The 25,092-nt window shown below is 71.3% G+C and carries 25 protein-coding genes; 14 read left to right on the forward strand and 11 right to left on the reverse strand.

What is annotated here, in order from left to right; translation table 11 throughout:
- The first annotated feature begins 3 nt into the window (after window positions 1–3).
- The 4 genes from AC0IW9_RS17965 to AC0IW9_RS17980 are packed head-to-tail and all read left to right on the forward strand — an operon-like array spanning window position 4 to window position 3,957.
- Window positions 4–1,065, forward strand: a complete 1,062-nt coding sequence (locus AC0IW9_RS17965; RefSeq protein ID WP_471649656.1) for an AbrB family transcriptional regulator — start codon at window positions 4–6, stop codon at window positions 1,063–1,065.
- A gap of 7 nt (window positions 1,066–1,072) precedes the next feature.
- Window positions 1,073–2,461: an amidase gene (locus AC0IW9_RS17970; protein ID WP_471649657.1), complete on the forward strand. Its 1,389-nt coding sequence runs from the start codon at window positions 1,073–1,075 to the stop codon at window positions 2,459–2,461.
- 10 nt (window positions 2,462–2,471) lie between these two features.
- Window positions 2,472–2,657, forward strand: a complete 186-nt coding sequence (locus AC0IW9_RS17975) for a hypothetical protein (protein ID WP_471649658.1) — start codon at window positions 2,472–2,474, stop codon at window positions 2,655–2,657.
- Window positions 2,658–2,670: 13 nt separating this feature from the next.
- Entirely contained in the window at window positions 2,671–3,957 is a 1,287-nt protein-coding gene (locus AC0IW9_RS17980) for an amidase (protein ID WP_471649659.1), read from the forward strand.
- A 52-nt stretch (window positions 3,958–4,009) separates the two neighbouring features.
- Here AC0IW9_RS17980 and AC0IW9_RS17985 read toward each other — a convergent pair whose 3' ends face one another.
- The 3 genes from AC0IW9_RS17985 to rutA are packed head-to-tail and all read right to left on the reverse strand — an operon-like array spanning window position 4,010 to window position 6,384.
- Window positions 4,010–4,591, reverse strand: a complete 582-nt coding sequence (locus tag AC0IW9_RS17985) for a malonic semialdehyde reductase (protein WP_471649660.1) — start codon at window positions 4,589–4,591, stop codon at window positions 4,010–4,012.
- Window positions 4,592–4,618: 27 nt separating this feature from the next.
- Entirely contained in the window at window positions 4,619–5,305 is a 687-nt protein-coding gene (locus AC0IW9_RS17990) for an isochorismatase family protein (RefSeq protein WP_471649661.1), read from the reverse strand.
- The gene (rutA, locus tag AC0IW9_RS17995; RefSeq protein WP_471649662.1) at window positions 5,305–6,384 is read right to left on the reverse strand and encodes a pyrimidine utilization protein A; all 1,080 of its coding nucleotides are present in this window, start codon (window positions 6,382–6,384) and stop codon (window positions 5,305–5,307) included. The genes AC0IW9_RS17990 and rutA overlap by 1 nt, the downstream gene beginning before the upstream one ends.
- A gap of 236 nt (window positions 6,385–6,620) precedes the next feature.
- Here rutA and AC0IW9_RS18000 point away from each other — a divergent pair, with 236 nt between their 5' ends.
- Complete coding sequence (locus tag AC0IW9_RS18000) at window positions 6,621–7,787, forward strand: multidrug effflux MFS transporter (RefSeq protein WP_471649663.1); 1,167 nt, start codon at window positions 6,621–6,623, stop codon at window positions 7,785–7,787.
- Window positions 7,788–7,791: 4 nt separating this feature from the next.
- On the opposite strand, the gene AC0IW9_RS18005 is transcribed toward AC0IW9_RS18000, so the two are convergent.
- From AC0IW9_RS18005 to AC0IW9_RS18015, 3 genes are all read right to left on the reverse strand, one after another.
- A complete protein-coding gene (locus tag AC0IW9_RS18005; RefSeq protein WP_471649664.1) occupies window positions 7,792–8,124 on the reverse strand; it encodes a hypothetical protein in 333 nt (110 codons plus the stop codon).
- A gap of 130 nt (window positions 8,125–8,254) precedes the next feature.
- Window positions 8,255–9,889 carry an acyl-CoA synthetase gene (locus tag AC0IW9_RS18010; protein WP_471649665.1) on the reverse strand — a complete coding sequence of 545 codons (1,635 nt, stop codon included), beginning with the start codon at window positions 9,887–9,889 and terminating at the stop codon, window positions 8,255–8,257.
- A gap of 10 nt (window positions 9,890–9,899) precedes the next feature.
- The gene (locus tag AC0IW9_RS18015; protein WP_471649666.1) at window positions 9,900–10,700 is read right to left on the reverse strand and encodes an enoyl-CoA hydratase; all 801 of its coding nucleotides are present in this window, start codon (window positions 10,698–10,700) and stop codon (window positions 9,900–9,902) included.
- A gap of 72 nt (window positions 10,701–10,772) precedes the next feature.
- On the opposite strand from AC0IW9_RS18015, the gene AC0IW9_RS18020 reads away from it, so the two are divergent.
- Together AC0IW9_RS18020 and AC0IW9_RS18025 are read left to right on the forward strand one after the other, a co-directional pair.
- Window positions 10,773–12,365 carry a hydantoinase B/oxoprolinase family protein gene (locus tag AC0IW9_RS18020; RefSeq protein ID WP_471649667.1) on the forward strand — a complete coding sequence of 531 codons (1,593 nt, stop codon included), beginning with the start codon at window positions 10,773–10,775 and terminating at the stop codon, window positions 12,363–12,365.
- 58 nt (window positions 12,366–12,423) lie between these two features.
- Window positions 12,424–12,615 (forward strand): hypothetical protein, encoded by a 192-nt coding sequence (locus tag AC0IW9_RS18025; protein WP_471649668.1) that lies wholly within the window; start codon window positions 12,424–12,426, stop codon window positions 12,613–12,615.
- Window positions 12,616–12,654: 39 nt separating this feature from the next.
- Here AC0IW9_RS18025 and AC0IW9_RS18030 read toward each other — a convergent pair whose 3' ends face one another.
- The 3 genes from AC0IW9_RS18030 to AC0IW9_RS18040 form a co-directional block, all read right to left on the reverse strand.
- Entirely contained in the window at window positions 12,655–13,053 is a 399-nt protein-coding gene (locus AC0IW9_RS18030) for a Zn-ribbon domain-containing OB-fold protein (protein ID WP_290318619.1), read from the reverse strand.
- Between the two features lie 3 nt (window positions 13,054–13,056).
- Entirely contained in the window at window positions 13,057–14,229 is a 1,173-nt protein-coding gene (locus tag AC0IW9_RS18035) for a thiolase domain-containing protein (protein WP_471649669.1), read from the reverse strand.
- Between the two features lie 87 nt (window positions 14,230–14,316).
- On the reverse strand, window positions 14,317–15,084 hold the full coding sequence (locus tag AC0IW9_RS18040) for an SDR family NAD(P)-dependent oxidoreductase (RefSeq protein WP_471649670.1): 768 nt from the start codon (window positions 15,082–15,084) through the stop codon (window positions 14,317–14,319).
- 47 nt (window positions 15,085–15,131) lie between these two features.
- Between AC0IW9_RS18040 and AC0IW9_RS18045 the strand changes: the two genes are divergently transcribed.
- From AC0IW9_RS18045 to AC0IW9_RS18075, 7 genes are all read left to right on the forward strand, one after another.
- Complete coding sequence (locus AC0IW9_RS18045) at window positions 15,132–16,079, forward strand: 2-hydroxyacid dehydrogenase (RefSeq protein WP_471649671.1); 948 nt, start codon at window positions 15,132–15,134, stop codon at window positions 16,077–16,079.
- Window positions 16,076–17,107 carry an L-idonate 5-dehydrogenase gene (locus tag AC0IW9_RS18050; protein ID WP_471649672.1) on the forward strand — a complete coding sequence of 344 codons (1,032 nt, stop codon included), beginning with the start codon at window positions 16,076–16,078 and terminating at the stop codon, window positions 17,105–17,107. The genes AC0IW9_RS18045 and AC0IW9_RS18050 overlap by 4 nt, the downstream gene beginning before the upstream one ends.
- 126 nt (window positions 17,108–17,233) lie before the next feature.
- A complete protein-coding gene (locus tag AC0IW9_RS18055; protein WP_471649673.1) occupies window positions 17,234–18,238 on the forward strand; it encodes a zinc-binding dehydrogenase in 1,005 nt (334 codons plus the stop codon).
- A complete protein-coding gene (locus tag AC0IW9_RS18060) occupies window positions 18,235–18,639 on the forward strand; it encodes a PaaI family thioesterase (RefSeq protein ID WP_471649674.1) in 405 nt (134 codons plus the stop codon). The genes AC0IW9_RS18055 and AC0IW9_RS18060 overlap by 4 nt, the downstream gene beginning before the upstream one ends.
- On the forward strand, window positions 18,636–20,111 hold the full coding sequence (locus AC0IW9_RS18065; RefSeq protein WP_471649675.1) for a class I adenylate-forming enzyme family protein: 1,476 nt from the start codon (window positions 18,636–18,638) through the stop codon (window positions 20,109–20,111). The genes AC0IW9_RS18060 and AC0IW9_RS18065 overlap by 4 nt, the downstream gene beginning before the upstream one ends.
- 44 nt (window positions 20,112–20,155) lie before the next feature.
- Complete coding sequence (locus AC0IW9_RS18070; RefSeq protein ID WP_471649676.1) at window positions 20,156–21,112, forward strand: tripartite tricarboxylate transporter substrate binding protein; 957 nt, start codon at window positions 20,156–20,158, stop codon at window positions 21,110–21,112.
- 28 nt (window positions 21,113–21,140) lie between these two features.
- Window positions 21,141–22,415: an MmgE/PrpD family protein gene (locus AC0IW9_RS18075; RefSeq protein WP_471649677.1), complete on the forward strand. Its 1,275-nt coding sequence runs from the start codon at window positions 21,141–21,143 to the stop codon at window positions 22,413–22,415.
- On the opposite strand, the gene AC0IW9_RS18080 is transcribed toward AC0IW9_RS18075, so the two are convergent.
- Both AC0IW9_RS18080 and AC0IW9_RS18085 read right to left on the reverse strand, forming a co-directional pair.
- The gene (locus AC0IW9_RS18080; protein WP_471649678.1) at window positions 22,412–23,746 is read right to left on the reverse strand and encodes a sulfotransferase family protein; all 1,335 of its coding nucleotides are present in this window, start codon (window positions 23,744–23,746) and stop codon (window positions 22,412–22,414) included. The two genes, AC0IW9_RS18075 and AC0IW9_RS18080, sit on opposite strands and share 4 nt — an antisense overlap.
- Window positions 23,747–23,762: 16 nt before the next feature.
- A complete protein-coding gene (locus tag AC0IW9_RS18085) occupies window positions 23,763–25,076 on the reverse strand; it encodes an NAD(P)H-dependent oxidoreductase (protein ID WP_471649679.1) in 1,314 nt (437 codons plus the stop codon).
- Between the last annotated feature and the right edge of the window lie 16 nt (window positions 25,077–25,092).

Below are 25,092 nucleotides of genomic sequence, written 5' to 3' on the forward strand. Positions count from 1 at the left end.
GGCGTGACCCGAACCAAGGCTGGACGCCTGCTGCTCGGCGCCGTCGCCGGCGGCCTCGGCGGCGCGGCTTTCGCCGCCCTGCACCTGCCGCTGCCCTGGCTGATCGGCTCGCTGCTCGCCGTCGCCGCCACCCGGCTCGCGGGCGCTCCGGCCGAGGCCTCCCGCCCCGCCCGGAATCTCGGTTTCGTCGTGGTCGGCGGGGCGCTCGGGCTCTATTTCACCCCCGCCACCGCCGCCGTGCTGCTGGCCAACATGCCGCTGCTGGTGGCCGCGGCGCTGGTCACCATCGGCATCGGCGGCGGGCTGGCCCTGCTGCTGGCGCGTACCGGACAGGTCGATCCCGCCACCGCCTGGTTCGCCTCCATCCCCGGCGGCGCCGCTGACATGGCGATGCTGGCCGAGGGCTATGGCGGCGCCGGCGCCCCGGTGGCGGTCGCGCAATTGCTCCGCGTCGTCTCCGTGGTGGTGCTGGTGCCCAATATCATGGCGGCGACGGGGCTGCATGGCGACCATCCGCAGATCGCCGCCAGCCTGCCCTTCTACGTCCCCGGCTATGCCGTGCTCTTCCTCGCCGGGCTGGCCGCCGCCGGGGTGCTGCTGCGCTGCGGGCTGCGGGCCGGCTGGATGCTGGGGCCGCTGGCCGCCAGCGCCGCCATCACCGCCTGCGGCATCACCCTGTCCGGCGTGCCGCTCTGGCTGACCGCCACCGCCCAGGTGGCGCTGGGCGCCAACCTCGGCGCCGGCTTCGACCGGCCGATGCTGGCCCGCACCCGCCGCTTCATCCTCCCCGCGCTGCTGCATGTCTGGCTGCTGATGGCCGGCTGCGCCGCCGCCGCCATCGGCCTGGCGCTGCTGACCGGCAAGCCGATGGGCGCGCTGCTGCTGGGCACCGCGCCGGGCGGCATCGCCGAGATGAGCCTGACCGCCAAGACCCTGGGCCTCGAGGTGGCGCTGGTCGTCACCATGCAGGTGACGCGGATTTTCCTGGTGGCGGCGCTGACCCCGCCGGTATTCCGGCTGGTGCACCGGCGGCACCTCGCCGCAGCGCCGGCGGCGGGGGATTGACCGAAGCATGACCGAGGACCCCTGCCTGCTCTCGGCCGCCGAGGCCGGCCGCCGCATCGCCGCCCGCCGCCTGTCGCCGGTCGCCTATGTCGAGGCGCTGCTGGCCCGCATCGCCGCGGTCGAGGACCAGGTGCAGGCCTATATCACCGTGCTGGCCGAACCCGCCCTGGCCGCGGCGCGGCGCGCCGAGGCCGAGATCGCCGCCGGCCGCTGGCGCGGGCCGCTGCATGGCGTGCCCTTCGCGGTGAAGGACAACTACTTCACCGCCGGGGTACGGACCACCGCCGGGTCCCGGCTGATGCTGGATTTCGTGCCGGACAGTACGGCGCATATCATCACCCGGCTGGAGGCGGCCGGCGCCATCCTGCTCGGCAAGCTCAATACCTGGGAATACGGCACCGGCAATGGCGGGGTCTACTTCGACCTGCCCTTCGCACCCGCCCGCAATCCCTGGGACCTCGACCGCTTCACCGGCGGCTCCTCGACCGGGGCCGGGGCCTCGGTCGCCGCCGGCATCGCGCCCTTCGCCCTGGGCTCGGATACCGGCGGCTCGATCCGCCTGCCGGCCGCCGCCTGCGGCCTGGCCGGGCTGAAGGCGACCTATGGAAGGGTCAGCCGGGCCGGGGTGCTGCCGAATTGCTGGTCGCTCGACGTCACCGGCGCGCTCTGCTGGACCGCCGAGGACAGCGCCCTGGTCCTCAACGTCATCGCCGGGCATGACCCGGCGGACCCCGGCAGCGCGGCGGAGCCGGTGCCGGACTACCGTGCCGGGCTGCACGCCGGCGTCGCCGGGCTGACCATCGGGCTCGTCGCGGCGGAGGGCGTCACGCCGGAGATCGCCGCCGGCATCGCGGCGACGGCGGCGGTGCTGGAACGGCTCGGCGCCCGGCTGGTCGAGGCAGCGCTTCCGGCGCCGCTGGCGGATTACCGCCGCGCCGCCAGCCTCATCAACTGGTCCGAGTCGCTGTCGATCCACGAGCAGGATTTCCGCGAGCGCGCGTCCCTGATGGGCCAAGCGCTGCGGGACAAGATGACCTCGGGCAGCCTGGTCCGTGCCGCCGACTACCTCGCGGCGCAGCGGCTGCGGCGGCAGCTGGCGCGGGCCACCGATGCGATTTTTGGCGGCTGCGACCTGCTGCTGCTGCCCGGCGCCTTCCGCGTCGCGCCGCGCTTCGAGGATGCGGCCGGGACCATGGCCTTCACCCGGGAAAGCGCGATGAACGTCGCCAACCTTTCGGGCCATCCCGCCATGTCGGTACTCACCGGCTTCGATGCCGCCGGGCTGCCGCTGAACGCCCAGCTCATGGGCCGGCATTTCGACGAGGCGACGGTGCTGCGCGCCGCCGCCGCGCTGGAAGCCGCCACCCCGCACCGCGCCCGCCGCCCGGCGCTTTGAGGCCCTAGCGATGACCGAACCAGGCCCCGAGGAAATCGCCGCCTTCGCCGCCCGGCACGGCCTTGCCGGATTGACGCCGGCGCAACTGGCGCGCATGGCGGAACTCGCCCGGACCGTCGCCGAGACCGCCGCCGGCCTGCCCCGTGTCACCGATAAATTCGTCGAGCCGATGCCCGTCTTCCGGGTGCGGAGCTGAGAGGAGGACCGCCATGGAACCCTGGCAACTCACCGCCACCGCCGCCATCGCCCTGCTGCGGGAGGGGCGGCTGACCGCCGAGGCCCTGACGCGCTCCTGCCTCGAGCGCATCGCCGAGCGCGAGCCGGTGACCAAGGCCTGGTCCTGGCTCGACCCGATGCTGGCGGTCCGCAACGCGCGGGAGGTGGACAAGGCCTACGTCCGCGGCGCGCTGCATGGCCTGCCGCTCGGCGTGAAGGACATGATCGACACCGCCGACATGCCGACCACCCACAACTCGCCGATCTACCAGGGGCTGCAGCAGGGGCGCGACGCCGCCTGCGTCGGCATCGCCCGGGGCGAGGGTGCGGTCATCCTCGGCAAGACGGATACGGTGGAATTCGCCTCCGGTGGCAGGCGCGCGCTGACCCGCAACCCGCATGACGCGGCGCGTACGCCGGGCGGCTCCTCCTCCGGCTCGGCGGCGGCCGTGGCGGATGGCATGGTGCCGCTGGCCTTCGGCACCCAGACCGGCGGCAGCACCATCCGCCCGGGCTCCTTCTGCGGCGTCTATGCGATGAAGCCGACGCATGGCGTGGTGAATTCGGAAGGCGCCAAGCGCTATTCCCATACGCTGGACACCATCGGCTGGTACGGCCGCGCGCCGGGCGACCTGCGGCTGGTGGCCGAGGCCTTCCGGCTCTTCGATATCGAGACCCCCACCGGCAAGACGGTGCAGCAGATGCGGATCGGCATCTGCCAGGGACCGAACTGGCACCTGGCGGAACAGGATTCGCAGAATGCCCTGCTGCTTGCGGCCAAGCGGCTGGAAGCCGCCGGGGCCCAGGTCGAGGAACTCTCGCTGCCGCAGGCCTTCGAGGGCATCACCGAGGCGCAGCGCGTGGTGCTGCTCGGCGAGGGCCGCGGCGCCTTCCTGCAGGAATACGTCCAGGCGCATGGCAAGCTGCATGCCGACTTCCGCGACCGGGTCGAGAATTTCGCCGATATCAGCGCGGCGCAACTGGTCGGCGCCTATAACCTCGCGGCCGATTGCCGCAAGCTGTTCGACGCGCTGTTCCCGCGCTTCGATGCGGTGCTGACGCCGGCCGCGGTGGGCGAGGCGCCGCTGGGCCGGCAGGATACCGGCAACCCGGTCTTCAACAGCATGTGGACCCTGATGCATGTGCCCTGCATCGGCATCCCCTGCACGAAGGGGTCGCATGGCATGCCGGTCGGCGTGCAGATCGTCGGGCCGCGCTTCGGCGATGCGGCGCTGCTAGATGTGGCCGCGGCGGTCGGGCCGGTGATCGATACCGAATAGGACAGGGCCGGGGAGGTGGCGTGGCCATCGCCTCCCCGGATCGCAGCGCGCCTCAGGCGATGCTGCAGGCTTCCTCGAAGCTCAGCCGCGGCAGGCGGCCGAAGACGCCGCTCGGGTCGCCATGGCCGAGGTTCACCAGCCAGTTCGACTTGATCTTGGTGCCGGCGAAGAAGGCCTCGTCCACCTTGGCCTTGTCGAAGCCGGACATGGAGCCGACGTCGAGCCCGACCAGCTTCGCCGCCATGGTCAGGTAGGCGCCCTGCAGGGTGCCGTTGCGGAAGGCGGTCTCCTCGGCCAGCGCCGGGCTGGAGGTGAACCAGGACCGCGCATCGGCATGCGGAAACAGCTGCGGCAGCTTCTCGTAGAATTCCATGTCGGTGGCGACGATGACGCAGACCGGCGCGGCCATGGTCTTCTCGAGGTTGCCGGAGGAGAGCGCCGGCGCCAGCTTCTCCTTGCCTTCCTTGCTGGTCACGAAGACGAAGCGCGCCGGCGAGCAATTGGCCGAGGTCGAGCCGAACTTCAGGATGTCGTAGATCTGCCGGAGCTGGTCCTCGGTGACCGGCTCGTCCTTCCACTTGTTCTGGGTGCGGGCCTTCAGGAACAGGGTATCGATGGCGGCCTGGTCGATCATGGGAAAGCTCCGTCGTTCCGCTGGTTCTTAGCCCCTGGCCATGGATGCGTCACCCGGCATTCCGCCGAGGCCCGCCAGCACCTCGGCCACCGGCAGGACATCGGCATACTTCACCGCCATGTCGTAGAGGTTGGCGAAATGCGGGCTTTCGTGCCGGTCGGCCACGGCTTCCTCCGGCACGATCATCCGGAAGCCGCAGGACAGCCCATCCACCACCGTCGCCCGGACGCAGCCGGAGGTGGAGCCGCCGGTGACCACCACCGTATCCACCCGGTGGAAGGTCAGCAGGGAGCGCAGGTTGGTCTCGAAGAAGGCGGAGGCCATGCGCTTGTTGAACACGATGTCTCCCGGCGCCCGCTCCACCCGCGGGTCCAGCATGGCGCGCGGCGAGCCCTCCCGGATGTTCTGCAGGCTGTCCGGCGTATCCGAGCGGGTGCCCCAGACGCCGCAATCCTCGCCGCCCGGGAGATAGGCGACATAGGTCCAGACCACGGGGAAGCCGCGGCTGCGGCAGAGCGCGGCCAACCGGTTCATGTGGCCGATCTGGTCGGGGTCGGTCTCATAGGCGGTCGGGTAGGTCGCCGGCTGGGTATAGGCGCATTGCACGTCGACATTCACCAGGGCGGCGCGACGGCCGAAGCCGAAGCGCCGCCGCGGCGGGGCCGCCTTCAACGCGGCATAGAGCTGCCGCGCGGTCAGTCCCTCCTCGATCATCAGGCCGCCGCCTGGGCGATATGCTTGCGGCACTGCATCAGCGGCTGGATGCGGGTACCGAACTGGTCCATGCCGATCAGGAAGTCGTCGAAGGTCAGCATCACCCCCTGCAGCCCCGGCGTCTCCGCCAGCGCGTCGAGCTGCTTCGCTATCGTCTCATACGATCCGATGAGCCGCAGCATGTTGGTCGGCACCCGGTCGGAGCGGACCATGCGGCCGACCGTGCTATGCGCCTCCGCCTTGGTGTCGGCGGCCGCCTGGCTGTCCCGCCAGGCCAGCGCCTCGAGGTCGGTGCCGGCGACGTAGTGGTGCCACTTGGCCATCGCCGCCTCATCCGTTTCGTCGGCGATCACCATCATCAGCAGCATGGCCCCGCATGTGCGGCCCGAGGCCCGGGTCGCCGCCACCAGCCGTTCCGTATGCTGCGCAACCTGGGAGATGTCGTTGATGCCGCCGGCGCTGATGAAATTGTAGTCGGCGTATTCGGCGGCGAATTGCATCCCGCGGTTCGACTGGCCGGCCGAGATGATCTCGATCTTCTTCGTCGGCAGCGGGCTCACCCGGCAATCCGTCATCTGGAAGAAGTCGCCCTTGAGGTCGGAGCGGCCGGTCGCCCAGAGGTCCTGCATCACCTGGACGTACTCGGAACAGTATTCGTAGCGCCGGGCGAAATGCGCCTCGCCGGGCCAGATCCCCATCTGCTCGTATTCCGCCTTCTGCCAGCCGGAGACGATGTTCACCCCGAAGCGGCCATGGCTGATGCTGTCGATCGTCACCGCCATGCGCGCCAGGACCGCCGGCGGGATGGTCAGCACCGCGACCGAGGCAAACAGCTTGATCCGCGTGGTCACCGCCGCCAGCCCGGCCATCAGGCTGAAGCTTTCGAGGTTGTGGTCCCAGTATTCGGAAGGCCCGCCGAAGCCGCGCAGCTTGATCATCGAGAGGGCGAATTCGAAGCCATAGGCCTCCGCCTTCTCGGTCACCGCGCGGTTGAGGTCGAAGCTCGGCATGAACTGCGGGGAGGTGCTGGAGATCAGCCAGCCGTTGTTGCCGATGGGCAGGAAGATGCCGATGTCCATGAGGCCCGCTCCATGTCCGGAAGACGGCAGGATACCGGCGGCGCGCGGCCGGGGGAGGGGCGGGACCGCGGCGAAATCGGCCGCGCCGCCCGGTTTCGCGCAGCCGCTGGGCAGCCGGAGGCGGCGCCGCCCAGCAATGCGGCACAGCCGTCGCCCGGCGCCGCTCCTCGCCGCCTGACCCATGGTGCGGTGCGGTATGGGGTGGTAACCGGACCGGCCATCGCCGGAGCCATGATATGCCTCGCGTCACCGCCCTGCTGGTGCTGGTCCTGGCCGCCATGTCGGCCTTCGGGCCGCTTGCGACGGACATGTACCTGCCGGCCTTCCCGGCCATCGCCGCCGGCCTCGCCGCCGATCCCGCGGCGGTGCAGAAGACCCTGGCGACCTTCTTCGCCGGCATGGCCATCGCCCAGCTCGTCTTCGGCCCGCTGGCGGACCGCTTCGGCCGCCGCCCGCCGCTGCTGGTCGGGCTCGGCATCTTCGTCACCGGCTCCATCGGCTGCGCGCTGACCGCCGACATCGGCTGGCTCACCATCTGGCGCTTCGTCCAGGGCCTCGGCGGCTGCGCCGGGATGGTGATGGCGCGGGCCATCGTCCGCGACGTCACGGAAGGCCCGGCGACCATCCGGCTGATGTCGCGGCTCATGCTGGTGGTGACCCTGGCGCCGATCCTGGCGCCCTCCATCGGCAGCCTGCTGCTGGGCCTCGGCGGCTGGCGGGCTATCTTCTGGGCGCTGGTCGCCTATGGCACGGGGCTGGCCGTGGTGGTCTCCCTGGTCCTGCCGGAGACCCTGGCGCCGGAGCGGCGGCGGCGGGACAGCCTGGGCGGCATCCTGATGGTCTATCTGCGGATGCTGTCGAACCGCCGCTTCATGGGGCTGACCCTGTCGGGCGTGCTGCCGATGGCCGGGATGTTCGCCTATATCGCCGGCTCGCCTTTCGTCTTCATGGAACTGCATCAGGTCGCGCCGGCGCATTACGGCCTTTTCTTCGGCGGCAATGCGGTGGGCATCATGGCCGTCTCCCAGCTCAATGCCTGGCTTTCCAGCCGGCAGCCGCCGGAGCGGGTGCTGCTGTTCGGACTGCTCTCCATGGCCGGCGCCGGCATCGCCCTGGTGCTCTTTGCCCATGGCGGCAGCTTCCTCGGCGTGGTGGTGCCGCTGTTCGTCTATGTCGCCAGCATCGGCATGGTGATGCCGGTCGCCTCGGCCCTCGCCATGGCCTCCCAGGGGCGGACGGCGGGCAGCGCCAGCGCGCTGATCGGCACCCTGCAGTTCACCGGCGGCGCGCTGGCGGGCGGCGTCGTCGGCGCCCTGCACGACGGGACGGCGATGCCCATGGCGGTGGTCATCGCCGTCGCCGGGACGGCGGGGTTGCTGTCCCGGCTGATCCTGGTGCGCTGAGGCCTTACGCCTCCGGGTTGCGCTCGGAGGCCATGCCGTTGAGCGCCTCGCCCAGGGCCTTCACCTGCTCGGCATTCTTGGACTCGGCCTTGCCGGCGAGGGTGACGGTTTCCTTGCCCAGCTTGCCGACCAGCTTCATCACCGCATCGCCGTCGATCGGCTCGGCATGCAGCTGCTTCTTCAGGGCGCCGAGGTCGCGCAGGATGCCCTTGGTGCCGGGAGTATCCATCTTGCCCAGGGTATCCTCCCAGCCCTCGATGTTCTTCACGGCGGCGCTGACGGTGAAGCCCTTCACGCCTTCCTGGATGTGCTTGATGGTCGCGGCGAACTGCGGCATGTCGCTGTCTCCTCCCGGCACAGGCTGCGCCGATACGGGAAGAACCGATGCCGCGCGTCCAGGTTGCGCGGCGAAAATATATAGCAAAGGACGGTCTTGCCGGGCTTCCGGGCCGCCTAATTGCTAAGAGTTACTCGGGCCGCACTTGCCGCCGCAGCATATGCTTCTGGATCTTGCCGGTGCTGGTCCGTGGCACTTCCGTGAATATCACCTGCTTCGGTGCCTTGTAGCCGGCGAGCTGCGTCCGGACGAAGGCGATCAGCTCCGCCTCGGTGGCCTCCGACCCCGGCTTCAGCTCGATGAAGGCGCAGGGCACCTCGCCCCATTTGTCGTCCGGCTTGGCCACGACGGCGGCCAGCATCACCGCCGGGTGCTTGTAGAGCGCATCCTCCACCTCGATGGAGCTGATGTTCTCGCCGCCGGAGATGATGATGTCCTTGGAGCGGTCGCGGAGCTGCACATAGCCATCGGGGTACTTCACCGCGAGGTCGCCGGTATGGAACCAGCCGCCGGCGAAGGCGGCCTCGGTGGCGGCGGGGTCCTTGAAATAGCCCTTCATGACGACGTTGCCCTGCATCATCACCTCGCCCATCGTCGTGCCATCGGCGGGCACCGGCGCCATGGTGACGGGGTCACGCACGTCGAGGGCTTCCAGCGCGAGATACCGCACGCCCTGCCGCGCCATCAGCCGCGCCTGCTCGCCGGCCGGCAGCGCATCCCAGGCGATATTCCATTCGTTCACCACCGCCGGGCCGTAGCATTCGGTCAGGCCATAGACATGCAGCACGGCGAAGCCCGCCGCCTTCATCCGGCCCAGCACGGCTTCCGGCGGCGGCGCCCCGGCGACGACGAATTGCACCTGGTGCGCCAGCGGCTTCTGCTCGGCCGCCGGGGTGTCCAGCAGGGTCGCCATGATGATCGGCGCGCCGCACATATGGGTCACGCCATGCTCGGCCATCAGCGACCAGAGCGTGGCGCCGCGCACCGCCCGCAGGCAGACATGGGTGCCGGCCACGGCGCAGACCGTCCAGGGGAAGCACCAGCCGTTGCAGTGGAACATCGGCAGGGTCCAGAGATAGACCGGATGCCGCGCCATGCTGGCCGAGAGCACGTTGCCCGTCGCCAGCAGCTGCGCCCCGCGGTGGTGGTAGACCACGCCCTTCGGCCGGCCAGTGGTGCCGGAGGTATAGTTCAGCGCGATCGCATCCCATTCGTCCCGCGGCAGCGCCCAGGGATGGGCGGGATCGCCCTCGGCCAGCAGCGCCTCGTAGCCCAGCGCGCCCATGGTCTGGGCCCGGGCCGCCTCCGCCGCCACCGGGTCGTCCACCTCGATCACCAGGGGCGTGGCGCCGCTGACCGCCAGCGCGGCGCGGGCGACGGGGATGAACTCGCGGTCCACGATCAGGACCTTCGCCTCGCCGTGGGTCAGGATATAGCCGATGGTATCGGCATCCAGCCGGGTGTTGATGGTGTTCAGCACGGCGCCGGCCATGGGCACGCCGTAGTGGCATTCCAGCATCTCCGGGATGTTCGGCAGCAGCGCCGCCACCGTGTCGCCGCGGCCGATGCCGCGCGCCGCCAGCGCCGAGGCCAGCCGCACGCAGCGGTCCCGCAACTCCCGGTACGGCCGGCGCAGCGCGCCATGCACCACGGCGACGTGGTCCGGGAAGGTCGCCGCCGCGCGTTCGAGAAACAGCAGCGGCGTCAGCGGCTGGTGATTGGCCGCGACGCGGTCCAGCCCGGTCTCGTAGTCCTGCGCCGCCATGTCCCGCTCCCTACCGATGCCGCCATTCCGGCTTTCGCTTGGCCACGAAGGCGCCGATCCCCTCGGCGGCATCCTCGGCCATCAGGTTCTCTACCATCACCGCCCCGGCCGCGGCATAGGCTTCCCGCAGCGGCATCGCCTGCTGCGCGTTGAAGCCGCGCTTGCCGAGCTGCACCGCGACGGCCGAGCGCGAGGCGATCTGCTGCGCCAGCGCCAGCGCGGTCGGCAGCACCGCCTCGGGCGGCACCACCCGGTTTACCAGCCCCATCCGCTGCGCCTCCTCGGCCGGGATCATCTCGCCGAGCAGCAGCATCTCCATCGCCGACTTGCGCGGCACGGCACGGGCCAGGGCCACCCCCGGCGTCGAGCAGAAAAGCCCGATATCGACGCCCGGCGTGCAGAACCTGGCCACCTCAGAGGCCACCACCAGGTCGCAGCTCGCGGCGAGCTGGCAGCCGGCGGCGGTGGCGATGCCCTGCACCGCGGCGACGACCGGCTGCGGCAGCGCGACCACCGCCTGCATCACCGTGCCGCAGGCCGCCATGATTCCGGCGAAGAAGGCCTCGCCGCCATCGGCATCGGCGCGATGCGCGGTGACCTCCTTCAGGTCATGCCCGGCGGAGAAGGCGGGGCCCTCGGCCGCCAGCACCACGGCGCGGATGCCGGCATCGGCGGCGACCTCGTCCAGCGCGGCCTGCAGCGCCGCCAGCATCCCGGTCGAGAGGCTGTTGCGCGACGCCGGGCGGTTCAGGGTGAGGATGGCGACCGCGCCCTCGTCCCGGCGCAGCACCGGGGGTGCATTCTCGTGCATTGCTTGGCTCTCCATATGGCGCAGTATCCGCCGGCGGTTGACCCGGCGGCAAGGGCAGGGGAGCCTGCCGCGATGCAGCACCCGGATCCTATCACGGTCGAAGTCATCGGCTCGGCGCTGGCCTCCATCACCGAGGAGATGGGCGAGGCCCTGGTCCGCGCCAGCTTCTCGACCAACATCAAGGAACGCCGGGACTGCTCGACGGCGCTGTTCGACCGGGAGGGCCGCACCCTCTGCCAGGCCGAGCATATCCCGATCCACCTCGGCAGCTTCCTCGATGCGCTGCCCTCGATCCTGGCCCGGCATCCGGAGGCCGGCATCGCCCCCGGCGATGTCTTCGTCTTCAATGATGCCTACGCCGGCGGCGGCACCCACCTGCCGGACATCGTCCTGGCCGAGCCGATCTTCGTCGATGGCGCGATCCAGGCCTGGGCGATGAACCTGGCGCACCACGCCGACTTCGCCGATCGCGGCCATGCCCATATCTTCCAGGAGGGACTGCGGATCCCGCCCGTCCGGCTCTACCGGGCCGGCGAGTTGCAGCCGGATATCCAGGCGCTGATCCTGCTGAACTGCCAGGTCCCGCGCGAGCGCCTGTCCGACCTCCGGGCGCAGATGGCGGCCAACCGGCTCGGCGTGCTGCGCTTCCAGGGGCTCTGTGCCCGCTACGGCACGCCGGTGGTGCTGGCCGCATCCGAGGCGCTGCTGGACTATGCCGAGCGCCGCATGCGTGCCGGGATCGCCGCCATCCCCGATGGGACCTACCGCTTCACCGACCGGCACGACGGCCCGGAGATCGACGGTGAGCTGGAACTGTCGCTGACGCTCACCATTGCCGGCGACGCCATGACGCTCGACTTCACCGCCCCGCCGCAGCTCCGCGCCGGGATCAACATGACGATGACGGCGCTGCTGGCCACCGTCTACTACGCCGCCCGCGCCGTGGTGGACCCGGAGGTGCTGCCGAATGCCGGCCTCGCCCGGCCGCTGCGGGTGACGGCGACGCCGGGCAGCGTGCTGAATTGCACGGCGCCGGCCGCGGTGCATTCCCGGCTCTCGACCTGCCAGCGGGTCGTGGACCTGGTCTTCGGCGCCCTGGCCCAGGCGGTGCCGTCGCGGGTCACCGCCGCGCATAACGGCGCCTGCACCATGCTGGCCTTCGCCGGCACCCAGCCTGGCAGCGGCGCGCCCTGGGTCTACCTCGAGACCGTCGGCGGCGGCTTCGGGGCGCGGGCGACCAAGGACGGGCTGGATGGCGTGCATGTCCATACCACCAATACCTCCAACCTGCCGGTCGAGGCGCTGGAGCCGGAATACCCGCTGACCCTGGTGGACTATGCCCTGGTCGATGGCTCTGGCGGCGCCGGCACCTGGCGCGGCGGGATGGCGCTGCGCCGCACCTACCGGGCCGAGGCGCCCTGCCGGATGGAGATCGACATCGCCCGCACCCTCTCGGCGCCCTGGGGCTTGGCGGGCGGCCAGCCGGGCGGCCGCGGCCGGATCGACTACGGCCCCGGCGTCACGCCCTTCGTGAAGGGGCAGGGGAGCCTGGAGGCGGGCCAATGGATCGCCATCATCACCCCCGGCGCCGGCGGCCATGGCCCGCCTTCGGGGCGCGACCCGGCCCTGCTGGCGCGGGACCGGCGGGAGGGCCGGCTGGGCTAACGGAACCTTCGGCCCGGCAGGGCGCTCGGTCCCGTATTATTCCGCGGAAGGACGCGTCATGGCCGAGGACAAGACCCAGGATGCCGCCAAGCCGGCCGGGGCAGGGAATGACTTCGCCCAGGGCGGCAAACCCGAGGGTGCCAGGGCCCCGAAGCCGGTGCTGGACCAGGCCGAGGGCGAGGCCATGCGGCAGGCCCGGCAGGATTCGAAGCTCCATACCCCCACGGATACGGCGCCGAAGAAGAGCTGACGCAAGGCGGGCGCCCCTTCGACGGGGCGCCCGTCCGGTTCAGGCCGGGGTGAACATGGTCGCCGGCGGGCTGTCGCCGGTGGTCGGCTTGAACACCACCTTCACCTTCTGGCCGATCTTCAGCGCATCCATGTCGCAGTCGACGATGTTGGTGAAGATGCGCACGCCCTCGTCGAGCTCGACATAGGCGACGCAGTAAGGCTCCTTCGTCCGCATCACCGTGTAGGTGTAGATCGTCCCGGTGCCCTTGGCCGGCACCATCTCGACGTTGTTCGAGAGGGTGAAGGGCGAGCACCCCCGCGGATACCAGAAATGCTTGTTGGTATCCTTGCAGAGCCCGATGAGCAGCTTGCCCTCACGCGCCGCATCGAAATACGGCTTGTTGGTCGGGTCCACCTGGATGGCGGGCAGCGCCCGGTTGGATGCCATCGTCGCCATGATTCAGACCCTTTCCAGAACGACGGTTGCGCTGCCGTGCCGGGTGCCGAGCAGCCCGCCGGTGCCATGCGCCAGCGCCAGGGTGCAGCCGGGCACCTGGACCTTGGGATGGGCCTCGCCACGGAGCTGCCGCACCGCCTCGATCACCTTGGTCATGCCGCCGCGATTGGCCGGGTGGTTGTTGCAGAGCCCGCCGCCATCGGTGTTGAAGGGCAGCTTGCCGACGCCGCTGATCAGGTTGCCGTCGGAGACGAACTTGCCGCCCTGGCCCTTCTCGCAGAAGCCGAGGTCCTCGAGCTGCATCAGCACGGTGATGGTGAAGCTGTCGTAGATCGAGGCGTACTGGATGTCGCTCGGCTTCACGCCGGCTTCCTCGAAGGCGCGTGGGCCGGAGTAGCGGGCACCGGAGAAGGTCAGGTCGGTATAGCCGGCATTCTGGTTCTTGGTCGCCTCGCCGGCGCCCTTCACCTTCACCAGCGGCCGCTTCAGCGACTTGGCGATTTCCGGCGTGGTGACGATCAGCGCGCCGCCGCCGTCCGAGATGACGCAGCAGTCGAGGCGGTGCAGCGGGTCGGAGACCATCGGGGAGTTGATGACGTCCTCGACGGTGACGACCTTGCGCAGCATCGCATGCTCGTTCCACTGGGCATGGTGGCTGGCGGCCACCTTGATCCAGGCGAGCTGCTCGCTGGTGGTGCCGTATTCGTACATGTGCCGCATGGCGCACATCGCATAGGCATTGGCGACGGTGCGGCCATAAGCCATCTCGAAGGGGTCGTCGGGCACATTGGCGCCCCAGGTGCGCGGCGCGGTCCCGGTGGCCATCGCCTCGGCCCGCGGCCGGCCGGCGAGCGTGATCAGCGCGATGCTGCACTTGCCGAGCGCGATCGCCTCGGCGGCGTGGCCCACGTGCATGACATAGCTGCTGCCGCCGACATCGGAGCTGTCGATGTGCTTCAGCTTGGTGAAGCCCAGGTAGTCCGCCATGTTCAGCGGGCCGAGGCCGGGGGCGGCGCCGGTGCAGAAATAGCCGTCGATGTCGTCGTGGCTCAGCCCGGCATCCTGCAGCGCGCCATAGGCGACCTCGGCATGCAACTGGGCGACGGAGGCGTTGTCGGCCTTGCGCGTCGGGTGCTCATAGGCCCCGACGATATAGGCCTTGCCGTTGATGCTCATGGGGCTGGGCGCCCTCCCTCTCGATTAGATAGCTAGCTTAAGGTTCCCTTCCGGGCCGGTTTCGTCAAGTCTCGGACCACGCCGGCCTTAAACCACGCTGGTCAGCCCGCCATCCACATAGAGCAGGTGGCCGTTGACATAGGTCGAGGCCTCGGAGGCGAGGAAGATCGCGGCGCCGACCAGCTCCGGCAGCTCCCCCCAGCGCCCGGCCGGGGTGCGCTTGCAGAGCCAGCCGTTGAAGACCGGGTCGGCCTGCAGCGGCGCGGTCAGCTCGGTGCTGAAATAGCCCGGCGCGATGCCATTGGCCTGGATGCCATGCTGCGCCCAGTCGGCGCACATGGCCTTGGTCAGCATCCCGAGCGCGCCCTTGGTCGCGGTATAGGGGCCGGTGCCGGGGCGGCCGAGCATGCTCATCACCGAGCAGGTATTGATGATCTTGCCGCGGCCGCGCGGGATCATCCGCTGCGCCACGGCGCGGGCGCAGAAGAAGGCGCTATGGAGGTTGGTGGCGATCACCGTGTTCCAGGTCTCGGTCGGCATCTGGTCCAGCGGGCCGCGCAGGTTCACCCCGGCATTGTTGAACAGGATGTCGATCGGGCCGATCTCCGCCTCGATCCGGGCGACGCCGGCCTCGACCGCCGCCGGGTCGGTGACGTCGAAGGGGGCGATATCGACCGTGAGGCCAGAAGCCCTGAGGCCGGCCGCCGCCGCCTCCAGCTTGGCCGCGTCGCGCCCGTTCAGCACCACCGCCGCCCCGGCCTCCGCCACCCCGCGGGCGAGCGCCAGCCCGATCCCCTGGCTGGAGCCGGTGACGAGGGCGCGGCGGCCGGTGAGGTCGAATAGCTTGAGCGACATGGTTCCATCCCCTAACAGCAGCCGGGAAACTCGCAGGGGAGGCGCGCTTGGACAAGCCGAAGGTTCTGGTCATGGGCGTCCTGCCGGATTGGGACCTGGGCCCCATGGCCGAGGATTTCGAGCTCTGCCTGCTCTACGAGGCCGCCGATGCGGAAGCCTTCCTGGCCGGGCACGCCGCCGATATCCGCGCCATCGTCACCAAGGGCGAGATCGGCGCCGCCGCGGCGCTGATGGACCGGCTGCCGAAGCTGGAGATCGTCGCCTGCTACGGCGTCGGCGTCGATGCCATCGACCGGCCCTATTGCGCGGCGCGCGGCCTGCCCGTCACCAATACCCCGGACGTGCTGACCGAGGATGTCGCCGACCTCGGCTTCGCCCTGCTGCTGGCCGCGGCGCGACGCATCCCGGCGGCCGATGCCTGGGTGCGGGACGGCTCCTGGGTGGCGCAGGGCTCGATGCCGCTGACCGCCCGCGTCTGGGGCAAGCGCCTCGGCATCGTCGGCCTCGGCCGCATCGGCCGGGCGGTGGCGAAGCGGGCGGAGGGCTTCGGCATGGCCATCGCCTATAGCGGCCGCAATCCGCAGGACGACGTGCCCTATGCCTATCATGCGACCCCGGCCTTGCTGGCGGCCAATGTCGATATCCTGGTCTGCTGCGCCATGGGCGGGCCGACCACGGTCGGGCTGATCGACCGCGCCGCCATCGAGGCCTTGCCCAAGGGCGCCATCTTCGTGAACGTCAGCCGCGGCTCGGTGGTGGACGAGGAAGCGCTGCTCGATGCCCTGCGCTCCCGCCGCATCGCCGCCGCCGGCCTCGATGTCTTCTGGAACGAGCCGGCGATCGACCCGGAATTCGCAACCTTCCCCCATGTCGTGCTCGCCCCCCATGCCGCCAGCGGCACGGAGGACACCCGGCGCGCCATGGGCCTGTTGATGCGGGACAACCTGGCGGCGCATTTCGCCGGCCGAGCCTTGCCGACGGAGATCAAGCCATGAAGTCGGTCGTCATCCATGCCCCGAAGGACCTGCGCGTCGAGGACCATCCGGAAGCCAGCCCCGGCCCCGGCCAGATCCGCATCCGCATCAAGGCCGGCGGCATCTGCGGCTCGGACCTGCACTACTACCTGCACGGCGGCTTCGGCGCGGTCCGGCTGCGGGAGCCGATGGTGCTGGGGCACGAGATCGCGGGCCTGGTGGATGCGCTGGGGGAGGGGGTCTCGGGCTTGGCGCTGGGCCAGCCCGTCGCGGTCAATCCCAGCCTGCCCTGCGGCGCCTGCAAGCAGTGCCTGGCCGGGCGGCCCAACCATTGCCTCGACATGCGCTTCTACGGCAGCGCGATGCGGCTGCCGCATGTCCAGGGCGGCTTCTCCGAGAGCCTGGTCTGCGAGGCGGCCCGCGCCGTGCCGCTGCCCGAGGGCATGACGCCCGAACTCGCTGCCTTCGCCGAGCCGCTGTCGGTCTGCCTGCATGCTGCTCGCCAGGCCGGGCCGCTGCTCGGCGCCCGGGTGCTGGTGACCGGCGCCGGGCCGATCGGCAACCTTGCCATCGCCGTCGCCCGCCATGCCGGGGCGCGGGAGATCGTGGTGACGGACCTGCACTCCACCCCGCTGCTGACCGCCCGGCGGATGGGCGCCGACCGCACCCACTCCCTCAGTGAGGACCCGGACGCGCTGCTGCCCTACGGGCTCGACAAGGGGCATTTCGACGTGGTCTTCGAAGCCTCCGGCAGCGGCCAGGCGCTGGGCGCCGCCATCCATGCGGCGCGGCCCCAGGCCACCATCGTCCAGCTCGGCCTCGGCGGCGACGTCAGCCTGCCGTTGTCCTCGCTCGTGGCGAAGGAGATCACCCTGCGCGGCACCTTCCGCTTCCACGAGGAATTCGCCCTGGCGGTGGAGGTCCTGTCCCGCGGCGGGATCGACCCGGCCCCGCTGCTGACCGCCACCATGCCGGCGGCCGAGGCGGTCGCCGCCTTCGAGCTGGCCGCCGACCGCGGCCGGGCGATGAAGGTGCAGCTGGCGTTCTGAACCCAGCCGATGGCCGAAGCGCCGCAGGGCGCGGCGGGCTGAATCGGCGGGGCCGATCATCCCCACCTTGATCCTGGCGGCCGGCTGCCGCAGGCTGCCGGCAACAGACAAAGGACTGCCGGCGATATGCGTGCCCTCGTACTCCGCCAGCACGGCGACCTCGACGTGCTGGCGCTGGAGACCGACTACCCGACCCCGACCGCGGTCGCGGGCCATGTCGTCATCCGCGTCCGCGCCTCCTCCTTCAACTACCACGACGTCTTCACCGTGAAGGGCATGCCCGGCATCAAGGTGCCGATGCCGGTGGTCATCGGCCTCGACATGGCCGGCGAGATCGCCGAGGTGGGTGAGGGCGTCTCCGGCTGGACCAAGGGCGACCGCGTCCTGGTCAATCCCATCAACCAGGCCAAGGGCCTGATGGGAGAGATGCTGGACGGCGGCATGGCGGAGTATTGCCTGGTCGATGCCCACCAGCTCATCCGCCTGCCGGAGGGCGTGAGCTTCGAGCAGGCCGCGGCGCTGCCGGTCGCTTACGGCACCGCGCACCGCATGATCGTCACCCACAAAACCATCAAGGCCGGCGACAACGTGCTGATCCTCGGCGCCTCGGGCGGCGTCGGCACCGGCTGCGTGCTGCTGGCGAAGCAACTCGGCGCCTATGTGGTCGCCGCCGCCGGCGGGCCGGAGAAGTGCCAGCGCATGCTGGAGATCGGCGCCGACGAGGCGATCGACTACAAGGAAGTCAACTTCTCCAAATGGGCGGTCGAGCGCTTCGGCAAGCCGCAGCGCCGCAGCCATGAGGGCGGCGTCGACGTCCTCATCAACTACACCGGCGGCGATACCTGGGCGCAGGGGCTGCGCTGCGTGAAGCGCGGCGGCAAGATCCTGGTCTGCGGCGCGACCGCGGGCTTCGACCCGAAGGAGGACCTGCGCTTCATCTGGACCTTCGAGCTGCAGGTCATCGGCTCCAACAGCTTCTACAACGAGGATTTCTCCTCGTTGATGGGCATGATCCAGGCCGGGCAGATGAAGCCTGTTATTGATACCGTCTTGCCGCTGGAGAAGGCCGCCGAAGGGCTGGCGCTGATCCGCGACCGCAAGGTGATGGGCAAGGTGATCGTCACGCCATGACACTCGAGGAACTGCAGGCGCTGGTCACCCGTGCGCCCTACCACCAATGGCTCGGCCTGAACGTCATCTCCTTCGGCGAGGGCGAGATCGAGATCCGCGCCACCTGGCGCGAGGAATGGGTCGTCAACATCGAGCGCCGCTACACGCATGGCGGGATCCTCGCCGCGCTGGTCGACCTCGCGGCCGACTGGGCGCTGGGCGCGGCGCTGGGACGGGGCATCCCGACCATCGACATGCGCGTCGACTACCATCGCCCCGCCATGCCGGGCGACCTGATCTGCAAGGGCAAGATCGTGCGCCAGGGCGGGATGTTCTCGGTGGCCGAGGCCTCGATCTTCGACCTCGACGGCAAGCTCTGCGCCTCCGGCCGCGGCGTGTATCTGACCGCGCCGCCGAAGTGACCGCCTTCCGCAACCTCGGCGCGCTGATCGACCCCGCCGCGGATGCGGAGAAGACGGCGCTGGTCGACCTGTCGGGCGGCGTCGCCCGTCCTGTCAGCTATGGCGCGCTGGATGCGCTGTGCAATGCCGTGGCGCGCGGGCTGCTGCGGCGTGGCCTGCGGCGCGGCGACCGGGTCGGCGTGCTGGCCGCCAATTCCACCGAATTCCTCGCCGCGCTGAACGGCGCCATGCGCGCCGGCCTCGTCGCCGTCCCGGTGAACTACCGCTTCCCCGCCGCCACGGTGGACTACGTGCTGGGCAATAGCGGCGCGGCCCTGGTCTTCGCCGATGCCGCCCGCATGGCGGCGGTGCCGGCCGGCCTCGCCGCCATCGAGCTCGGCGGCGCCGCGTGGGATGCGCTGCTCGACCCCGGTCCCTTCGAGGCCGTCGCGCCCGAGCCGGCCGAGCCCGCGCTGTTCCTCTATACCTCCGGCTCCACCGGCAAGCCCAAGGGCGTGGTGCTCTCGCATCAGTCGCATCTCTGGGTGGTGGAACAGCGCCTGGCGGGGGCCGACATGCGGCAGGAAAGGGCGCTGATCGCCGCACCCCTCTATCACATGAACGGCCTCGCCCTGGCCCAGCTCGCCTCCGCCGCGCATATCACCGTCGTGCTGCTGCCGGCCTTCGAGGCGCGGGCCTATATCCGCGCCATCGGCGACCACCGCGTCACCTGGATCACCGGCGTGCCGCCGATGATGGCCATGCTGCTGCAGGAACGCGATCTGCTGGGGGCGACCGATACCTCCAGCGTCCGCCACGTCCGCTGCGGCTCGGCGCCGACCTCGCCGGCGCTGCTCGCCGCGATTAAGGAGGCCTTTCCCCAAGCCAGGTTCGTCAACGGCTACGGCACCACCGAGGCCGGCCCCGTCGTCTTCGGCCCGCATCCCGATGGCATCCCGACCCCACCGCTCTCGGTCGGCTATCCGCACCCCGCCGTGCAGCTTCGCCTGAACGCGCAGAACGTGCTGGAGCAGAAATGCCCAGGCCAGATGAACGGCTACTGGAGGCGCCCCGACCTGAAGCCGCCGCTGACGCCGGATGGCTTCTACATCACCGGTGATGTCTTCGACCGCGACGCGAACGGCTTCTTCACCGTGGTCGGCCGCATCGACGACATGTTCATCTCCGGCGGCGAGAACATCTTCCCGAGCGAGGTCGAGAAGGTGCTGGAGACGCACCCCGGCGTCGAGCAATCCGCCGTCATCCCGGTGCCGGACGACATCAAGGGCACCAAGCCCGTCGCCTTCGTGGTCAGGCGCAACGGCGCCGCGGTGGATGAGGCCGCCTTGAAGGCCCATTCCCTCGCCCATGCGCCGGCCTATATGCATCCGCGCCGGATCTGGTTCCTCGATGCCCTGCCATTGATGGGCACCAACAAGATCGACAAGGCGCAACTCGCCACCTGGGCGCGAGACCACCTGACCCAGGACTGAGGGAAGGAACGGCCGTCACTCCGACTTCGGGAGAATGACGACCGATGCACCGACGTTCCCTGCTCGCGCTTGCCGCGCTGCCCACGGCCGCCCGTGCTCAGGCCTTCCCCGATCGGCCGGTGACGATGATCGTCCCCTATGCGCCGGGCGGCTCGGCCGATGTGCTGGGCCGGGTCGTGGCGCCTGCCATGGCGGAAGCCCTTGGCCAGTCCGTGGTGGTGGAGCTGCGCCCCGGCGCCGGCGGCAACATCGGCGCCGCGCATGTCGCCACCGGCGCCCGGGCGGATGGCTATACCGTCCTGCTCGGCTCCCTCTCGCTGGCCTCCGCCCCGGCGCTGCAGACCATCCCCTTCGACCCGACGCAGGACCTCGTCGCCATCGGCGGGCTTGGTGCCGTCGCGAGCCTGATGGTGGTGGCGCCCGACAGCCCCTTCCGCAGCCTGGCGGATGTGCTGGCCGCCGCCCGCGCCCGGCCGGGAGCGATCACCTACGGCTCCTCCGGCCCCGCCACCGGCAGCCACCTCGCCGGCGCGCTGCTGGCGGCCCGGACGGGCGTGGAGCTGACGCATGTGCCCTATCGCGGCTCCGGCGCCGTCTATCCCGACCTGATCGCCGGGCGCATCGCCTTCCTGCTGGACGGCATGGGCAGCTCCGCCGGGCAGGTGAGCAGCGGCGCGGTCCGCGCCCTCGGCATCACCTCGCTGCAACGCTCCGCCCAGTTCCCCGAGGTGCCGACCCTGGCGGAGCAGGGTGTCCTCGGCTTCGAATTCCTCATCTGGCTCGGCTTCTTCGCCCGCAGCGGCACGCCGGAGCCGGCGCGGGCGAAGCTGGAGGCGGCGCTGGTGCATGCCATGGCCCAGCCCGGCGTGCAGGAGAAGCTGCGCCAGACCAGCACCCAGCCGCTGCCGCCGGACGGCGCGGCATTCGGCCGCTTCTACGCGGCGGATGTCGCGCGCTGGCAGGCGCTGGTGGGGCAGGGGAAGCTGGCGCGGCTGGACTAGGGCGCGGGCATTTGCGTACAGAAGCGGGATGGCCATTCCCCCCGACGTCCGCGCCCATGCCGGGCTGATCCTCGCCGATACCATCGGCGCCATCATCGCCGGCCATGCCCAGCCGGAGGTCCAGGCCATCACCGCGCGCCACGCGACCGGCGGCGTGCCGCTGCTCGGCAGCCGCCGCGCCGCGCCGCCGCCGATGGCCGCCTTCCTCACCGGCCTCGCCGGCACCGCCTGCGAACTCGATGAGGGCAATTACCCCGCCGGCGGCCATCCGGCGATCCATGCCATCGCCCCGGCGCTGGCCGAGGCCGCCGCCGCCGATGCGACCGGCGAGGCGCTGCTCACCGCGGTCATCGCCGGCTACGAGGCCGGCGCGCGCGTCGGCCATGCCACGGCGCTGCGCCCGGCGGCGCATCCGCATGGCACCTGGGGCGTCATCGGCGCCGCCGCCGCCGTCGCCAGCCTGCGCGGCCACGATCCCGCCCGGACGCTCGGCGCGCTGGAACTCGCCGCCAGCCTCGGCCTCGCCACCAGCGCCACCGCCTCGCTGCGCGGCGGCTCGGTCCGCAACGTCTATGCCGGCGCCGCGGCGCAGAACGGGCTGCTCGCGGTGGATCTCGCCGAAGCCGGCATCACCGGCGAGCCCGGCGGCATCGCCGTGGTCTTCGGCCAGGTCATCGGCAGCGCCTTCGATGCCGCGCGCTACGAAGCCTCCGCCGGCCGCTGGTTCATCCTCGAGAGCTTCCTGAAGCAGGCGAGCTGCTGCCGCGAGACCCAGGGCGCGCTGGAGGCGATCGAGCTGCTGCTGGCCGAGGCCCCGGTCGACCCGGCGGCCGTCGCCGGCATCGAGGTCGCCACCTTCGCCTCCGCCGCGACCCTGGCGGAGCGCGCGCCCGTCGCCCCCATCGCCGGCCGCTTCTCCATCCCCTTCACCGTGGCGACCCGCATCCTCAAGGGCCATGCCTGGATCGAGGCCTTCAGCCCCGAGGCCATCGCCGACCCCGCCATCCGGGCCCTGGCCGCCAAGGTCACGGTGGTCGAGGACCCCGGCTATACCGCCCGCCTGCCGGCCGAACGCCTCTGCCGCCTGACCCTCTACCTCGCCGACGGCAGCCGGCGCGAGCGGATCGTCCGCGGCACACCCGGCGACCCCGACCGGCCGCTGCCCGAAGCCGCCCTGCGAGAGAAATTCCGCCGCAGCACCGCGCCCATCCTGGGCGAGCGCTGGGCCGGGCTCTGGGAGATGGCCCGCCACCCGGACCGTCTCGGCCGCACCGCCGAGCTTCTGGCCGCCTCCCGGCCCTAGGCGCTCAGCCTCGGGTTCAGCAGGGTCACCCCGCCCAGCCCGTTGTGCGGCGCCTCCGGCAGCAGCTCCAGCTCCAGGGTGAAGGTGCCGCCGCGGCAGCCCGGCAGGTCCCAGCGGAGGCTGGCCCCGGTCCCCGGCGGCAGCGCCATCGCGGCGGTGGCCAGCGTCCTGCCCGCCGCATCCTCCAGCCGGCCCTGCAGCCGCATCGGCGGGGCCTCGGCAAAGGTTGCCACTCGGGCCTCGAGGCGCATTCCCGCGGGCCCGTCGGGCAGGCCTGAAAAACCCAGCCGCGGCGGCGGCTGCCCGGGCGGATTGGCATGCAGCATGAAGCCGCCCTCGATCGGCCGGCAGTAGTCGTTGCCTGCGGCCAGCCGCACCCGCAGGCCGCTGCCGGACCGCAGCGGCGCGCCCTCCGGCCCGGCCAGCCCGGCCGGCAGGGCCAGCCGCAGCCCGGCGGCCTCCGGTCCGTCGTGATCCAGCGCATGCTCCAGCCAGCCGGGCGAGCCATCCAGCGCCGCCACCAGCGTGGCGAATTCCGCCAGCAGCGGTGCCGCGGCGGCGGCGATCACCCAGGGCTCCCCGGCCGAGGCGAGCAGCGCATGCAGCCGGCCGGCCAGCGCGATGACCGGCGGCAGGTCCTGCTCCCGCTGGTGCCGCAGCGAGTCCCGCACCAGGTCGGCCGCCTGGGCGGCATCCGGCACGGGCAGGTCCAGCACCGCGGCCAGCCGCGCCAGCTCCGCGCGGGGCGCCGCCAGGAAGGCCTCGTAGCTGCCGATGTAGTCCAGCTCCGGCCCCGCCTCGGCCAGCAGCTCGGCATGGTGCCGCAGCCAGAGCGCCTCCCCCAGCGCCCGCGGCACGCCGTTGCGCGCGGCCAGGGACCCGGCGACGGCGCGCGGGTCGCGCAGCATCAGCAGCCAGCGCGGCCTTGCCCCCAGCCGCCCCAGCACCTGGCGCCACAAGGGCAGGAACAGCGCGCTGCGCGGGTCCTTGAAGCAGAAGGCGCCGCCGCCCTCGGCCAGGCGCTCCGCCAGGATGGCCTCCAGCGCGGCCCCTGCGGCGCGGGTGGCGGCATGCTCCAGCCAGCCCGGCGGCAGGCCGCGCACCACCGCCGGGGCCAGCATGCTGCCGAACAGCGCCTGCATCAGCGCTTCCTGCACCGCGACGACCGGGGCGCTCTCCCAGTAGCCGAGCGCATTGTCCGCCGCCGGCGCATCCAGCAGCGGCCCGCCGAAGCCGATCCCCGGCCGCCCGGCGCCCAGCGTGCCGATGCTGCGCGCCAGCATGGAGGTGCCGCTGCGATGCATCCCGAGGATGAAGGTGACCTGCGGCATCGCGCCAGCCTGGCCGCTAGACGCCGCCCGCCTCCATCTCCCGCCGGATGCGCACCGGCTCGCTCGTGGCATCGATCGCCACATCGGCCCAGCCGACCGTCTCGCCGCGCTTCACCGCGCGGGTCAGCCGCACCCCATGCGCCAGGCCGATCGGCAGCGCGCCGAGGGCCAGGGACCGGGCCGCCGGGATGCACTTGCCCCAGACCATGGCGCCGCCCTCGCCATCCAGCACCTCGCCCTCGGCCAGGTCGCGCTTGGCGGTGCTGGCCACGTCGCCGCGCCAGGCCTCCGGCGCGCCGGTCGGCTCTCCCCTGAGGGCCACGCTGGCGACCGAGACGCCGAGCTCCAGCCCGATGAGGTGATAGGGCCGCCAGAGCGCGGCATAGCGGCCGGAGGGATCGGTATGCACGCCGTATTCGGCGAAGCACCGGCGGATATAGTCGGTCTCGCCCTCGAAGACCGCGTAGACCCCCCAGCGCAGGTCGCCGACGACCTGGCGGCCGTCCCGCTCCAGCGAGGAGATCACCTCCACCACGCCGCCGGCGCCCCCAAAGACCCGCGGCAGGTCATGCGTCGCGCAGGGCGGGAAGGCGAGGCCATCCTCCGGCGGCGCCAGGCCGGTGGCATTGGCGATCGCCGCCATCTCGATCCCCGACTTGGTGCCGTCGAGGAAGCTGTTGAACATCTGCGGATTCATGCCGCCGAGCCGGGCCTGCTCCTCGGTCAGCCCGTAGTGGCCCCAGACGGTGGCCGGCGTGCTTTCATGATAGGTGGGGAGGTATTTGGTGCCCTTGCCGGCGGCGGTGATCGGCAGGCCCATGGCGCGGATGGTATCGACCAGCTCGCAGACCAGCGCCGGCTGGTCGCCATAGGCCAGCGAATAGACCACCCCCGCCGCCCGCGCCCTGGCCGCCAGCAGCGGCCCGGCCAGCACGTCGGCCTCCACGTTGACCATGACGACGTGCTTGCCGTGGCGGATCGCCGCCAGCGCATGGTGGATGCCCGCCGCCGGATGCCCGGTGCATTCGACGATCACCTCGATCCGCGGCTCCGCCATCAGCGCCATGGCGTCCTCGGTCAAGTGGGTGCCGCCGCCGGACAGCGCGGCCTCCAGCGAGCCTGCGGCATGGCGCTCCGCCGCCCAGCCCACCCGCGCCAGCGCCTCCCGCGCCCGCGGCACCGAGAGATCGGCGATGCCCGCCACCTGGATCCCCGGCGTGCGCGCCGCCATGGCGAGGAACATGGAGCCGAACTTGCCGGCGCCGATGACCCCGACGGTGACCGGCCTTCCCTCGGCGGCGCGGCGTTGCAGCATCCGGTGCAGGTTCATCGGCGTCCTCCAGGCG

The organism is Belnapia sp. AC561 (assembly GCF_979252845.1).